Consider the following 13,696-nt stretch of genomic DNA (forward strand, 5'->3'; position numbering starts at 1 on the left):
GGTTTTGACAATGATCCAGCAAGCGTAGGGTGCATGCCATGCACCCTTTTTTCGCAAAGCCCGTTAATCTACGTGCCCAAACTTCATTTTTTTGTCGGCATGCACATAGGTCTTCCACGCACTAATCCAGTCATTCGCCATCGCGTGTTGCGCGTCTGCCAGGCTGATTTTGTTGGCACAGACCATCTTGTATAAAGTAAATTCCAACTGATCTTTTTTCGCCGCATCCCACTCGCTAATGCGCGGCTGCGGCCACAGATTTTTATCATCACGCGGCGCACCGCCAATCGATAGCGCAATCAGGTGATCTTCTTCATAGTGCTTAGGGTTGGTGTCCGCATAGCCATATTCACGTATCTGTATTTTCTTTAACTTGTTGGTGTAATACGCCGGTGGCCGGATAGTTTTAGTAAATCCTTTGATGCAAACCGTCTCCTGGATATTGTCTTGCGTCACGTCTGGATTAATCGCGCCAGGCGTCATCGCCCGATCTGGCAAGTCACCAGCAAAAGTCGCGCTGGCCGCGAAAGAAACTACAACTGCGAAAACCGATTTCAATATGTGCTCCCGTTGAATTCTTGGTTATTGGGGGCGCTATCTTAATGCGGTTTATGATTTGTTGTTGTGCTTGTTTTAATCAGTACAAACAAAAGCGGCATTGACTCATCATCAATGCCGTTTTTTTACTTCCTTTGCTTTGCTGCCTCATACGCCTGACTTTTATCTCGCTTGCCAACCGCCAAAACTAAAACGGTGATGGTGTTGTCGTTGACTTCGTACACCAGTCTGTAGCCGCTGTCGCGGAGTTTGATTTTGTAGGCGTTTTTCATGTCGGCACCGCTGAGTCTGGCGGCAGGGACATGGGGATGCTCTAGTCGTTTGCTTAACTGTTTTTTAAATTGCGCCTGTATGGTGTGATCGAGCTTTTTCCATTCTTTTAGCGCAGCCTCGTTAAATTCGAGCTCATAGGTCATCTAACGAGACTTTCACGGTTTTGCCGTGGCGACGTTTTCTTACCAGTTCGGCCAGATCAATGTCTTCCAGTTTTTCCATCATGACTTCAAATGCGTCTGCTGGCACCAGGTAGGCGGTTGCGCGGTTGTGGTTGAGGATGGCGACGGGGTTAATTCCTGCCTCTTCAATGATCGCGCCAGGGTTGCGGCGCAACTCGGTAATGCTCACGGTGGCATTAGCGTAGATGGCGTTTGTCATGGTCATGATGGTTTCCGGTGGTCTCAGTGTTGAGGGTAGTGCAAATGAATGCATTAATTAGTGCATTAATTAGTGCAAATTAATGTGCATTATAGTGCATTTATTGACCTTCCTCATCCAGCTTACCGTTGTCTGGCGATTTTCTTGTTTCCATCTCCAGCACCGTCACCAGTCCGCTATCCGTTAGCGTATGCGTGGTCTTGGTGATCAGCCAATCCGTGCCCCCGATCGGTGCTTTTATATCCGTAATCCGCACGCTCATCATGGGCGTGATGTCTGGTCTACCCAGGGCCAGCGTAAATTGCAAAGTGGCCTGACCACGTTCTATGCGGTTGTTTTCTGCTGTGGCGGCTTGCTCTGCAGCTTCCTGCGTGGGGAAGATATGGCGCAGGCGTTTGGGGTTGTCGTCTTCGCCGATCAACTCGCTCTTTTCTTTTGCATCTTCTGGATCATGCCATTGGGCGCGCACACCGCTGTAGGCGTCGCGGGCGGCGGTGTGGTAGCGGTGTTTGTCACCATCGCGGCGTTGCAGGGTGATGGTGGGCAGGCTTTCGCCTTTGCTATTGGTTCCCTCATCGATGGGTAAGAACAGTAAGGCATCTTTTTTGACTGTGGCCACTGCGTCAAAGCGTTTGCCCAGTCGGTTTAAAAAATTGATATCTGATTCATTGCTCTGATCAATATGGTCGATGACCTTGCTTTGCAGGCTTTGGCTTACCTTGGGAGTCAAGCCATTATCCCTTGCGATCTGGCTGACGATGTCGGCCACGGTCTTTTGATCAAAACTGCGGTCTTTGCGTGTACGAACTGGCTTTGCCATCTCTGCGCTACGGGCGCGTAAGACCAGTATGTCGGGCGCACCTTCGTGTTCTACTTCATCAACGATAAAGGTGCCTTTATCCACCACGCCTGAATGTTGCCATCCCAGCTGTAACGTGATTTTGACGCCTTTACCTGGTATCGCTACGCGGCCATCACTGTCGTCGATGGTGATATTGAGTTCATCAACCGCATTTTCCCGGGCTTCGGTCAGTGTCAGGCTCACCAGGCGAGGATAGATTTTGCTGGTGATGTCTTTCCCATCCAGGGTAATGGCGAATACGGGTTTATTATGTGCTGTCATGATGTATGGTTATTCTAAGTCGATGTCTTCCCAATCAATGATGTCATTGTCTTGTTGATCTGGTTGCAGGTTAATCTGATCACCCAGATCCACACGCTTCAAACTCAGTGAAAACTCAATACGAAGCGGCAAGCCATCTTCTAAAAAAATGCTTTTCCCTTCAGTCAAATGCGTGACGACAAATTGACCATAGATACGTCCGGTGCCTTCCACTAACACATAGGCATCTCCAGCATCTGCCATTTCGCGCAGATCATTGAAGGAGGCCGGGTCACCGGCAAAGGCAGGAGCCATCCATCCGGACAGGGTGATCGTGTCATCGCCCGGGCCAATGTATTGATGGGCATCACGTTCACCGACGCGGCTGGTATTGGGGTGCTTCCATTCGCTTTGGCGTTGAAAATCCTGGTAAGCGACGGTGGACAGGCTGAATACAAACTGGCCTAAGCTCATCATCATGGTGTTTTGTCCCGGTATTGGTAATTCATGATTGGCGATCAATATTCATCATAGTCATGCATGGCAGACCGTTTTTGCTGTGTTTTCTGCCGTTCTCGCCTGTCCAGCTCGGCCGCTACAGCGTTGGCAATGGCTTGCGGATCCATGCCAGGTGTCGGGTTGATGATGATCTGTATAGGGCTGCTCTGCGGAGCCTGAGCCATTGTTTGATTACCAGCGGCAGCGACAGGCGGACGGCGGTCAAACTGTATCGGTGTGAGATGATTGGCAGATGGCAACGGAGACATACCAAAGGCAGGCAGCGTCGTCGCCAGTGCTATGCCGCCAGCAATCTGCGTCATGCGCTCTGTCAGGCTTGTGATGCGATCGAGCGGTTGTTGTTGATTGTTGGCCACACCATTGGCCAGCCCTTCCATCGTGAATTGCCCTAACTCGGTAAAGACGACGCTGGGGCTATGGATACCCAATTTTTCTTTAAACCAGCCGATCACATTATCGGCAACGGTATTGATCGTTTTTTCGACCATATTCGCGCCCGCAATAATGCCGTTGACCAAGCCTTCCATCAGATTCATGCCAATATCGCCGAGCCGTGATTTCAGGGAAGAAAACCACATCATTGATTGATTGAAGGTCTCTTTTATGCTAGCCCACAACCGCGCAAAGAATGGCGATAATTTGCTCCAGTTATCGTGTATCAGATAGGCGGCAGTCCCGATGGCAGCAATGATCGCGCCCCACGGAGTGAAAACAAAAACACGACTCAGCATCAATGCCGCACGTCCCAGCCATAGCAATGCGCTACCGCCAACACGCGCCAGTGGCGCTAGTTTCGACAAGATGTTCATCGACCGGAACCACGTCCCAACACTTGCAAGCATTGTGCCAGCGCGTGAAATCACAGCAACCAGCCACTGCCATGCCCGTGACAACATGCCAACACGGGTTGCCGTCCCTGCAGCGCGCATGCCCAGCAAACTCATCACATATCGCAGGATAGAAAACGGACCGAGTACCGATGCCACCGCAATAGCGAGACTACCCAGCACTGCCAGCACCGCCGCCAGACCAGTTAAAGAAATCGTAATCACTTTGGTGGCGGTGGCATGTTCTTTCATCCATCCGGTGACTGATTCCAGCACGTCGGCCACTTTTTCCAATGCGCTGGCATAGATAGGCAAGATATGCTCACCAATCTCTTTTTTTGCGCTGTTGATACGGGCAAGCGCCTGCAGCTCCCGCCCGGCAGTTGTTGACATTGCCCCTTTATTGAGGATGTCGATATCCGCTGCACCTGCATTCAGACGCTCGTTTTTATGGATCTGTTCACGTTGCATGTACATCTGGGTGAACAGGTTAGATGCCGTCCTGTTCGTCATGATGGTAGCGATCGTGTCTTTGATCTGCTCCTGATCGGTGATGCCTTTAGCGGCCAGTTTTGGCAATAAGACCGTTTCCAGCCACGCCATCGGGTCGGTTTTCATCAGTTCACCACCGGCCAACGCACCTGGCTTGATCTGTTTAATCATGCCAATCTTGTTGTACTCAACTTTATTCAGATCGAGCAGATCCAGTCGTCCCATTTCCTGCGCTGCGCGTACTGTCGTTTTGCCTTGATACAGATTGGAATAAGCCGACATCAGGCCGGTACCAACGCGATGCCCCCCCATTTCCTGAATGAGTGGTTCCATTTTGTAGAAAAAGGCATCATCCTTTAAAGACTTGGCAGCCACACCGCCGGTCTTGATAAAGTTCAGCCATTCATTCGGTCCCACGCGGCCGCCAGTGGCGGTTAACACCTTTTGCACCAGGTTGGCCTCATGCTCGAACTTTTCTTTGCTGGCCAAACCGCCACGCAGCTCAATGACTTTGAGCATATTCATGAAGGTCTGGCCTTTTTCTGCTCCGGCCTCTTCACCATACATTGCCGCATTGGCAAATTTCATTTTTGCCAGCGTTGGCAGCACCATTTGCGCATGGTGCAGATCGGCAAATACCGTCAGTGAATCGCGCATCAGCTCTAAGTTTTCCAGGCTGCTGGTGCCGTAGGTTTTCATGGCCTGGCTGTACTGGATAGCATCGGCGGCAGTTTTTTCACCAAGTCCAAGGGCATGGATACGCTGTATCTCTGTTTCAAAGTGTTTTGATTCACCTAATGATTTGATGACAGGCACACCGATGGCCGCACCTGTCATAGCCATATCAAAGCCAGTAGCTTTAGCATTGGATGCGGCTGTGCGGGTTTTTTCCATCCGTTGCCTTGCGGCGGATACTTGCTCATGCCGCTTTGCCAGCTCACTCAGTTTGTTCTTCTGTGCATCAATTTGGCTATTTGTCTCAGAAATTCTGTGACGTAATTGACGCTCATGACCGCTCAGATTGGTGGTGCTGATACCAGCAGCATGCAGCTTGTCACGTAATACCTGCAATTGCTGGCTTTCACGCTGGTGCTGTTCTTTGATCAGTCGCGCAGCTTTTACAGCACGATCAAATTCACGGGTCAGTGTGCGTGTTGGATGAGCGGTGACGGCAATTTGCCCAGACAGTTCTTTTACCTTGTGGCGGGCCGCATCCAGCCGCTCTCCGGTTTCGCGTAAGCCGGTATGCAACTGCCTGAAGCCGGAAACATTTTTCTGCTGCGCATCCAGATCCTTCAATCTATCGCGCAGCACCTTCAGTGCCTTTCCGCTGGCATTTGATTGACCCATGATGTGTTTCAGAGGCGCAGTAACGCGCTCTATCATGTTAAAAATCACCTGTAGCTTCAGGTCACGCTCTGACATAGTTACTCCGGATTATTTCTGATTCTGGCGCGCTCACGCCAGTCCATTAGTTCCACAATCGTTAAATCATCCATGGCAGACGGTGGCCAGTGAAAGACCATGGCCAAATCTGCCATAGCGTCTTCTACTCTTTCTGGAATGCCATGCGGTCCGCTTTCTTGACCAAAAAAAGCGACACCTCGGAGCCAATCTCAACCAGATCAGCAGGATCCAGATTGGCGACATCCTGCGCCGTCAGTATCGGATTTGTAATGCGGGGCAATACCTGTTGAAGAGCAACCACGTTCAGCTGCCCCAGTTCTACCAGTGATACACCGCGCAGCTCGCCTGATTTGGGCTTACGCAGTGTGATAGAAGTGATTTCTTTATCGCCACGTCGGATAGGTTCATCCAAAATAATGGTTTTTACATTATTGTTTTCTGTTGTTGCTGTCATGATGTATCTCGCTATTGATGGAATGAGGTGAATTTTTAATACTGAGAATGTTTGCCTGGCTTACATGCCGATAGCGGCGCGCAGCTCTGCACGGCGATCGATACCGCCAACGATTTCAATGCCGTTGATAAAGTCCAGCTCGATGATGTCCTCACCGTTCATCATCAGCTTGTAATAGCTGCAAACGGTTTTGTACTTGTGATCGCTCTTGTCACCGATCTTTGTGTTGCCCATCTCGATTTCTTTATGGCGCCCGCGCACGACAACTTCGACTGAAATGACTTCTGCAGTGTCGTCATTCTGGAATGCGCCGGCAAAGCGCAACTGCACGCCGTTGTGCGTGGTGATGCCATATTGCATAATCGCGTCTTTCAGCAAGCCGCCTGCTGTCCAGTCGAGTTCAATTTTTTCACTATGAAAATCAATCTCGATGGGGCCAGACATACCACCGGCGATGTATTCATCCATCTTGCGAGAGAGTTTTGGTAGTGTCAGTTCTGGTACCAGTCCCAGATAGGACAGACCGTCATTAAACAGATTAAAGTCTTTGAGTTTTGCTGGTAATCCCATGATTTACTCCTGGTGGTGTGAGAGGAAGCCCGCCAGCTGGCGGACTTTTTTTAGTTCGTGATTTGTTTCGCAAAGTCCGCCAGATAGCGATCAGTGATGCGTTGTTGCAGTACCAGGTCTTCTACTGGCGGGACGGGCGTGTAATCGTAGTCAATCGTCAGTGAGCCGATTTTGAGACTGTCTTTCGTGTTGGTAGCAGGATCGAACCATGCTTTGCCGTCAATGATCAGTCCAGCTGTCTTCAGCGCACGGAATTTGGCGTTGATAGATTCAATCATGTCGCGTACCAAGGATGGATGCATCGGCTTGTCGACATAGCTGAAATGCACTTCTGCAATCGTGTCAGCCAATACTTGCGCGGTGCGGGTATAGTTTTCAAAGAAAAAGAATTCTGTTTCTTCCGCCGTGCGGCTACCCCAGAAGCGATAGCCTGTTTTATTAATCAGCGTGGTGACGCCTGCAGCATTGAGCACACCCGCATCTGTGGCGCTGCTTTGCAAATCCCAGAACACATCGCGACTGATACCCACAGGGCCATTGACGACGATATTTGACAGCGACTTGTGCCAACCAGTGTCATTGTCGATTTTTGCACGCAGCCCCAGCGCATACGCCACAGCTGGTATGGACGCGTTGGCGCTGGTGGCAGTGTCAAAGTGAACAAAGTCCGGCCAGATAATCATGACCTCGCGCTGCCCGAAATGTTGGCGATAAGCAATCGCCGCCTCTTTGGTCTGTGCGCCCCATGCAGACGCATAGACAAAGGCGCGCAGTTGTTGCGCGACGGCAGCCAGTTCAGTGGTCACGGCTTGCGTATCAAGACCTGGTGCACCAAGAATCCGTGGCTTAATACCAAACTTGGTTTGCGCAGTCAACAAGGCCTTAACGCCCGTGTATTGGCCGCTGGGTGTCACTGTGCCGACCACATTGGCGGTCTGGATGGCATCATCTTCGTCAGCATCCACCCGGACGACAATCGTGACAGGATTGGTTTGCAGGCTGATTGCTTCCAGTGCTTTGGCCAGCGTGCCCGTGTGACCAGCCTTGGCAAGCGCTGCTGTGACATTCGTGATCAGTACCGGTGTGCTGAGCGGGAAGATCGTTGCATCCGCATCGTCTGCAGTCGCCACCAAGCCGATGACGGCGGTAGAGGCGGTACGAATGGGACGTGTGCCTTCGTTGATTTCGATGACGCGCACGCCGTGGTGGTAAGTTGTTGCAGGCATGTTGTTGGCTCCTGTGGTGTGGGAAAACAATAGTGGTTAAGCGAGAATCTGATCAGCGCGACCAGGGGCAATCAATCCTGCGATCTCCAGTGCTTGCAGACCGGGTGCAGCTTCGCTGGTCTTGATCCAGTCGGAATTTTCTAATCGAAGCAGCCATCGTTTAAGGCTGGCATTGTTCTCTGCCATAGCGAGAATGGCTTCGGTTTCGACTTCGGTGAAACGATCGAGGAATTCCCCTCGCGTTAATCGCATCGGTGCCGGTACTGCCACATCGACAGCCCATGTATAGGCTTGCACGGCCGCGATATCGGTCAAGGTATTCACGGCCGTTTCAGCCGCATTGCTCGATTGCCGTATCGCCTCACGCTCTGCCAGTACGACATCGATGTCGCTCAGGCTTGCCCAGCCTGCAGCATCACGCTCCTGGGCGCGTTGCAACTTCCAGTCTGTCGCCGCAATCATGTTTGCGGCTTCGGTCTTGATACGTGCGATGCGTTGGTTTTTGGCTTTTGTCAGCACCAGATTGGCGTCAAGCAGAGCCACACCGTCGCGCAGGACGTAGCAACCCATCTCGTCGTCGCGGTAATTGTTGGGAACTTCAGGACTCGTCGATAACGGGTCGTTGGTCGTGCCGACGATGGCACCGTGGTCATTGATGACGAAGCGCATTGATTAAGCCTCCATTTGAAGATAGAAGTACTGAGCACCGTCCGGCGCTGCGCCAGAGAGCGTGCTGCTCAGGGTTAATGCAGACGCCTTTGCCTGCGTAGCGGCAATATCAAACGGATTAGTCGATTTGTAGTAAGGCGTTGTATTGCCGGTGACGCTGTTAAATGAGGACCCAGCAGCGCAGTAGGACCAACTCATGTTGCCAGCCGTTGAGGTATAGATGGCATAGACACGCAGTAGCCATACTTTTTTAGCAAGCTGATTTGTATTACTGAACGGATAGAACGTGATCTGCGAGCAAAGTGATGTCAGATACGTGCGTGAAGTCGTGTTATTCAGTAAGACACCGGCCGCCGTATCACTTGCCCAAAGCGTTGCACGCGCGTTGTTGTTATTGAATAAGGTAGCGATAGCAGTCGTACTGAGTGCCAAAAAATTAAGTCCATCTGTACTGGCTGCCAGCGCTGTCATGGCGGGTGTGCTAGCGGCAAAGGCAGTCGTATCTGCATAGTTGGCGGGGACTAATGCGCAGAGAGCCGCGAGCATTTTTGCCATCGCGACAGGACTGACTTTGACTTGATCAAAGGCTGTTCCTGCATTGCCGATCAGGTTTCTGGCAGTGGCATTCGCAGCAACAGCATTCATTGCGGCATTGCTGGCGGCCAGCACAGTCATATCCGCATAATCAGCGGGTGTCACACCGGCATATCCGGCTAACAGTTTAGCGATAGCCATGTTGCTGGATTTGATCGCAGTAATGAACGTGCCTGTGCCAGTGCCGATGGTATTTCGGGCAGTGGCATTGGCTGCGATGGCGTTCATTGCTGTGGTGCTGCCGACGACTACAGATAAGCCACCTGCGTCGGCTGCAATCAGTTTGATCCATTCTGCACTGCCGGCAATGGCATTTATTGCAGCAGTGCTTTGTACCAGGGCGGGCATGGCTGCGCTGTCTTTGATGATGTTTTGTACATGCATCCGGCTGCTGGGATCAAGTGCGTAGGCATCAAGTTCAGCGGCACTCATGTTTTCAATGATGCGCAAAGCGTCAATAGTGATAGGGTCAATTTTATTCACCGCATCAAGCTGCTTGAACATGGCACCAGCGAGCAACAAATCGTTATCGCTGGCAGTGGCGCAATTAATTGCGGCAAGCCGACTGTTGAGCCGGGTAATAAAAGCATTTCTGAAGTCAAGCAGAGACATCAATTGTTCTCCTCAGTTATAGGGAAGCAAACACCAGAACGGACAAGTTCGTGATCTGTAATTGCTGGTTATCCACTGTTGTCTGATCGGCCTTATTGATTTGCAGATGATCTGATGTCTCAATTAAGGCATTGACATCGCTGTCAATTGCCGCGATTGCGGAACGGACACGATCAACGTCATCAGTACCTTTGTTTTGCACGTGTGGCAGTGCGTACTGTCGTTTGATAGTCGTTTGATCAATCATGTATCTCTCCTTACATCACGATGGCACGTAGATTCCGGCTACGTGGACGGTTAGCAGTACCGCCGTGAAATAGCAGCTTTACACGCAATCGATCAGCATTGATGTGTGCCAGTTCGTAGGTCAGTTCATACCAATCAGCGGCAATTTCCCGACTCGATAGAAACGGTGCATTGACATAGGCAGCTGCTCCGGGGCTCTCTGGTGCAATTGATACGTCCATGCCAGACCCCGCTGGCAAATTGCACTGAATCACAATTCTGGTTCTGGCATCTTGGCCTGCTGGAATAAGGCGGCTGACATAATCGGCTTGATTTGCAATAGTTCCTGCCAACAGCGTCGCACCAGGATGCAAGACAGGAGAGAGCGTTGCGGTGCCGGTTAACTTGGCCGTCACTGAAAAATGACCACTCAGCGCCGAATTGAGTCTGACAGGCTGGCCATCATCAATATTGATGATCGTGCCGTCAGGCAGGGACATCTGATACTCAATACGGGTCTGCGCCGAGGGTGACTCGGCTAACATCAACAACATGAGATCGGTCACATTATTGAGTTCGACTTGTCCTAATTCGAGCACGCGTGTAGTTACGTTGTAGTCTGTCGCGAGTAAGCGAAAGGCAAGATCACGGTCTTGATGTGCAGTCCAGGTACTGGCGTTGCTGGACGAGAGCAGGACCCCAACGGTGTATGGCTGACTGGTGACCCATTGATTGCGGTATTGATCAAACTTACCCAGTTCAGCAATTGCCACTGCGGTGGTTGCATCGTCACACATCACCACGATGGCATATTCAATATTGGCGTTCAGCAGAACGGGACGATCAAATTCAATCCGCGTATGCTGACCATCAATATGCAAACCAGCCGCATCAATGCGAGCCTGTGCCAATACATTTTGATTAGGCATACCCGCTGTAGTTTCACGGATTTGTACTGCGAGTTGAGAATTGCCTCGAGCGGTGAACCAGAGGTCTACCCCTGCAATCTGGCGATCCATGGGGAGGGTAAAAGTTTCTGCCAGTGGATCAACGCGTGGAAGTTGTCCCGTATAGACGGTATTAAATGTAATCCAACCTGAGCTATGTACTGTGACCAGTTGCTGAACATTGGTCACGACAATGCCGGTACCGCTATAAATAGCGACACCGAAACTGCCTTGAGTACCGATGAATTCGACGCGTTTATTGCCTGCCGGAATTTTAGCGGGAATGAGGAAGCTGCCACTCATCACGCCATCTTGCTGAGTAACACCAGAGGCCGCGACGGTGATGCTGTCGAAGCGGATGGCCTGTAGGTTTTCTCCTGCTTCAAATCCCTTGATGGTGAAATGAACACTGATCTGACGGATGTACTCGGCTGGCTTTGCCGACGAGCTAAGTAATTGCGTGACTTCACTGGTGGATTCGTAAAATGTATTGCCAGTGTTGATGGTGGTGCCGATCAACGTTGCATCAGTGGTATTGATGGTCGTGGCACTGGTCACATTTTGTGTGACGACTTGCGTTCCACGGCCAGTCCATTGAGTATCAATATCGGTCCAGCGGTCAACTGCGGGCAATAATTTCACATCGGCAGGCAGCGGATCGAATGCCGCGTACGGATTAATTTTCATTGATCCTGTACGTAACGGTTGCTCCAACACCGATACCAGACTGAATGACAGTGAGGTGGGCACAGCCACATCTTGCGGCAAAAAATGCGGTACCGTGACGACAGGCAAACTGAGTTCACCACCAAAGATCGCCCCAGTTTGGGCAATACCCTGATCACGCATGTTGTCGCTGATAAATGCGTCAACAAACATGCCTCGCTTTACACCCGCTTCTATCATCTGCGTACTCGACTCTAAGCGCTGCTGTGCCATCAGCTCGGTCAAGTAATCAAGGCGACGACTATAGGCCTCCAGTGTATCCATCGGAACGACACGGACACCGTCATTGATCACTGCACGACTGGATGCCGAGCGCCAGTTTTGCAGCACCGATGCCAGCGGCAACAGGTTGGCCGGGACGCTTGGCGGTCTTGGGTTGCGGTCTGCCGCCACACCTGGCAGCCAGACCAGCGCGCCTACGCTATCAATACACAAGCGGTCGATGCGAGGCAGCATGCGGTTATAACTGATCAAGATCGCTGTACCGAGTACTGCGCCAGTGACGGTGCAGCCATCAGCGTCAATGGCACTGGCTGGTACGGTAGCGAGATATTGATAGGTGACCTTGTATGTGCTGCCAGGTTGTGGTTCTGCACCTGGCAAAGACCAGTCTATTTGCTGCGCGGTCAATTTCCAGTCAATGTCTTTGGTATAGGTTGTTGTGCCTTGTTTCACAGACAGCACGGTCAGTACAGAACCATCTTCCAGTGGGTCCAGCGCTCCGGTAAAACCACCATGTGCGACATCAATCGTCTTTTGTGCGGTAATCGTCACACGCAATACATTCGCCACAGGTGAGCGATCAAAGTTGACGCGTTGGGCGGCTGGTCCCGTTGATTGATGCGGTTCGTTCTCGATATACCGTAAGTCTGGTGTCGCAGCACGCACCAGACGACGGCTGGTAGGTAGTTCCACGGCAAGACCAGACACGCGGGCGCGGCCTTCACTGACGGTGTAGACCTGTTCACCGCTTTGCATATCGTTTGCGGCGGTAACATTTAAACCATTCACGACATAGCTACCGCCGGAGGAGTCTCTGTCATAACGTGCTAATGCCTGGGTCACCCCATCAAGCTGGGGTGGTGGTTCTTTACTGTGAACCATGCCATCTTCAACGGTATAGACAGGGTAAAAGTCACCAGCCTGGCCGTCACCGGCAAAGCCCCAGACCAATAATTTTTGTAAGCGGCCTGCACCGGCTTTGTCAAAGCCACGGGTATTTTGTGCGCGGTTGCGCAGGCTGGGGTCGTCCAGCTCGGTGATGATGTGGGGTTGCAGGTACACACCCACGATGACGATACCGACAACGGCAATAGAGAATGTTGCAGGCGGTACACCACGTACAGCGCCATCGACGTACAGTGCACCGGATTCGCAAGTGGTGGCTCCGGTGTTGGCGTTGACCACGATACGTGCATCTCGAATCACCGCACCGTCTGCCAGCAGCACATCAGCCACGGCCTTGACGCGGGCTTGTAGCAGGCTCTGTGTTTCGTTCAGTTCGTCAGACTGAATAACTTTGTCTGCTCGATACAGCACCGTATCAAACTGCTTGGCCGGGTCGTGCCGGTTCAGGTAGCCGGGTAAATTGATGTTTTGATCCATGGTGATCCTGTTCAGAACGGTAAAACGTAGCGATAGACTTGCTCAGTTGCGCCAGACCGGATCAGGCGCGGGATGTGGTCGAGCATGTAGAGGCGACCTGGTGCGGTGATTTGCGCTGGGGTGAAATAGCGTTGCCCGGCTGGCAGGTTTGCTGCCACTTCGGTACCAACAAACAGACCCAGCTCGCGGATGTCTTGCCCTGCACCGTCGCCATAGTCAAAGACAAATTCCACCAGTACCCAGCGGCTTGGCGTGTTGACGATACGGTACAGGTCACCGCCAGGCACCTTGATAGTGTTGGCTGCGTTGGGGTCTGTCTCTGGTATGACGAACTGCTTTTGGCTTGCCACGCGGCGGCCTATCTCGTCCATCAGAGCTATCGCCGTAATAGTTTCTGACGTCGGGGCAGCATCCCATGCGGGTAATCCTCGGCCCCAGGCCAGATGAAGGGGGCGGCTTTTAAACTGGTCGGCCAGCTCGATGCGACCTTGGTCTTGCAGGACTGCCAT

15 protein-coding genes are annotated in these 13,696 nt (G+C 51.8%); all 15 read right to left on the bottom strand.

Annotated elements, in window-relative coordinates; translation table 11 throughout:
• Positions 1-63 precede the first annotated feature (63 nt).
• Positions 64-558: a hypothetical protein gene (locus ACO0LB_RS06195; RefSeq protein WP_423047548.1), complete on the bottom strand. Its 495-nt coding sequence runs from the start codon at positions 556-558 to the stop codon at positions 64-66.
• Between the two features lie 125 nt (positions 559-683).
• The gene (locus ACO0LB_RS06200) at positions 684-974 is read right to left on the bottom strand and encodes a type II toxin-antitoxin system RelE family toxin (RefSeq protein WP_423047550.1); all 291 of its coding nucleotides are present in this window, start codon (positions 972-974) and stop codon (positions 684-686) included.
• The gene (locus tag ACO0LB_RS06205) at positions 964-1,218 is read right to left on the bottom strand and encodes a type II toxin-antitoxin system Phd/YefM family antitoxin (protein ID WP_423047552.1); all 255 of its coding nucleotides are present in this window, start codon (positions 1,216-1,218) and stop codon (positions 964-966) included. The genes ACO0LB_RS06200 and ACO0LB_RS06205 overlap by 11 nt, the downstream gene beginning before the upstream one ends.
• A 94-nt stretch (positions 1,219-1,312) precedes the next feature.
• A complete protein-coding gene (locus ACO0LB_RS06210) occupies positions 1,313-2,335 on the bottom strand; it encodes a contractile injection system protein, VgrG/Pvc8 family (RefSeq protein WP_423047554.1) in 1,023 nt (340 codons plus the stop codon).
• Between the two features lie 9 nt (positions 2,336-2,344).
• Positions 2,345-2,794 carry a phage tail protein gene (locus ACO0LB_RS06215; RefSeq protein WP_423047556.1) on the bottom strand — a complete coding sequence of 150 codons (450 nt, stop codon included), beginning with the start codon at positions 2,792-2,794 and terminating at the stop codon, positions 2,345-2,347.
• 38 nt (positions 2,795-2,832) lie between these two features.
• Positions 2,833-5,577 (bottom strand): hypothetical protein, encoded by a 2,745-nt coding sequence (locus ACO0LB_RS06220; RefSeq protein ID WP_423047558.1) that lies wholly within the window; start codon positions 5,575-5,577, stop codon positions 2,833-2,835.
• A 2-nt stretch (positions 5,578-5,579) separates the two neighbouring features.
• Positions 5,580-5,693, bottom strand: a complete 114-nt coding sequence (locus ACO0LB_RS06225) for a GpE family phage tail protein (RefSeq protein ID WP_423047560.1) — start codon at positions 5,691-5,693, stop codon at positions 5,580-5,582.
• An 8-nt stretch (positions 5,694-5,701) separates the two neighbouring features.
• On the bottom strand, positions 5,702-6,013 hold the full coding sequence (locus tag ACO0LB_RS06230; RefSeq protein WP_423047562.1) for a phage tail assembly protein: 312 nt from the start codon (positions 6,011-6,013) through the stop codon (positions 5,702-5,704).
• Positions 6,014-6,073: 60 nt separating this feature from the next.
• Entirely contained in the window at positions 6,074-6,583 is a 510-nt protein-coding gene (locus ACO0LB_RS06235) for a phage major tail tube protein (protein ID WP_423047564.1), read from the bottom strand.
• A gap of 50 nt (positions 6,584-6,633) precedes the next feature.
• Positions 6,634-7,809: a phage tail sheath protein gene (locus ACO0LB_RS06240; RefSeq protein WP_423047566.1), complete on the bottom strand. Its 1,176-nt coding sequence runs from the start codon at positions 7,807-7,809 to the stop codon at positions 6,634-6,636.
• A 36-nt stretch (positions 7,810-7,845) separates the two neighbouring features.
• Positions 7,846-8,478, bottom strand: coding sequence for a hypothetical protein (locus tag ACO0LB_RS06245; protein WP_423047568.1), 633 nt, complete (start codon positions 8,476-8,478; stop codon positions 7,846-7,848).
• A 3-nt stretch (positions 8,479-8,481) separates the two neighbouring features.
• Positions 8,482-9,684: a hypothetical protein gene (locus ACO0LB_RS06250; protein ID WP_423047570.1), complete on the bottom strand. Its 1,203-nt coding sequence runs from the start codon at positions 9,682-9,684 to the stop codon at positions 8,482-8,484.
• A gap of 16 nt (positions 9,685-9,700) precedes the next feature.
• Entirely contained in the window at positions 9,701-9,931 is a 231-nt protein-coding gene (locus ACO0LB_RS06255) for a hypothetical protein (protein WP_423047572.1), read from the bottom strand.
• A 10-nt stretch (positions 9,932-9,941) separates the two neighbouring features.
• On the bottom strand, positions 9,942-13,187 hold the full coding sequence (locus ACO0LB_RS06260; protein ID WP_423047574.1) for a DUF4815 domain-containing protein: 3,246 nt from the start codon (positions 13,185-13,187) through the stop codon (positions 9,942-9,944).
• 11 nt (positions 13,188-13,198) lie between these two features.
• A complete protein-coding gene (locus ACO0LB_RS06265) occupies positions 13,199-13,696 on the bottom strand; it encodes a hypothetical protein (protein ID WP_423047576.1) in 498 nt (165 codons plus the stop codon).

This window comes from Undibacterium sp. SXout7W (assembly GCF_049339385.1).
GTDB lineage: Bacteria > Pseudomonadota > Gammaproteobacteria > Burkholderiales > Burkholderiaceae_D > Undibacterium.

Excerpts from the sequence above, each read along its gene's own strand:
- ACO0LB_RS06255 (WP_423047572.1), bottom strand. The coding sequence starts at position 9,931 with ATGATTGATCAAACGACTATCAAACGACAGTACGCACTGCCACACGTG.
- ACO0LB_RS06200 (WP_423047550.1), bottom strand. The coding sequence starts at position 974 with ATGACCTATGAGCTCGAATTTAACGAGGCTGCGCTAAAAGAATGGAAA.
- ACO0LB_RS06250 (WP_423047570.1), bottom strand. The coding sequence starts at position 9,684 with ATGTCTCTGCTTGACTTCAGAAATGCTTTTATTACCCGGCTCAACAGT.
- ACO0LB_RS06215 (WP_423047556.1), bottom strand. The coding sequence starts at position 2,794 with ATGATGATGAGCTTAGGCCAGTTTGTATTCAGCCTGTCCACCGTCGCT.
- ACO0LB_RS06230 (WP_423047562.1), bottom strand. The coding sequence starts at position 6,013 with ATGACAGCAACAACAGAAAACAATAATGTAAAAACCATTATTTTGGAT.
- ACO0LB_RS06245 (WP_423047568.1), bottom strand. The coding sequence starts at position 8,478 with ATGCGCTTCGTCATCAATGACCACGGTGCCATCGTCGGCACGACCAAC.
- ACO0LB_RS06235 (WP_423047564.1), bottom strand. The coding sequence starts at position 6,583 with ATGGGATTACCAGCAAAACTCAAAGACTTTAATCTGTTTAATGACGGT.
- ACO0LB_RS06225 (WP_423047560.1), bottom strand. The coding sequence starts at position 5,693 with ATGGCAGATTTGGCCATGGTCTTTCACTGGCCACCGTCTGCCATGGAT.
- ACO0LB_RS06265 (WP_423047576.1), bottom strand. The coding sequence starts at position 13,696 with ATGGCAGTCCTGCAAGACCAAGGTCGCATCGAGCTGGCCGACCAGTTT.
- ACO0LB_RS06210 (WP_423047554.1), bottom strand. The coding sequence starts at position 2,335 with ATGACAGCACATAATAAACCCGTATTCGCCATTACCCTGGATGGGAAA.
- ACO0LB_RS06220 (WP_423047558.1), bottom strand. The coding sequence starts at position 5,577 with ATGTCAGAGCGTGACCTGAAGCTACAGGTGATTTTTAACATGATAGAG.
- ACO0LB_RS06260 (WP_423047574.1), bottom strand. The coding sequence starts at position 13,187 with ATGGATCAAAACATCAATTTACCCGGCTACCTGAACCGGCACGACCCG.
- ACO0LB_RS06240 (WP_423047566.1), bottom strand. The coding sequence starts at position 7,809 with ATGCCTGCAACAACTTACCACCACGGCGTGCGCGTCATCGAAATCAAC.
- ACO0LB_RS06205 (WP_423047552.1), bottom strand. The coding sequence starts at position 1,218 with ATGACCATGACAAACGCCATCTACGCTAATGCCACCGTGAGCATTACC.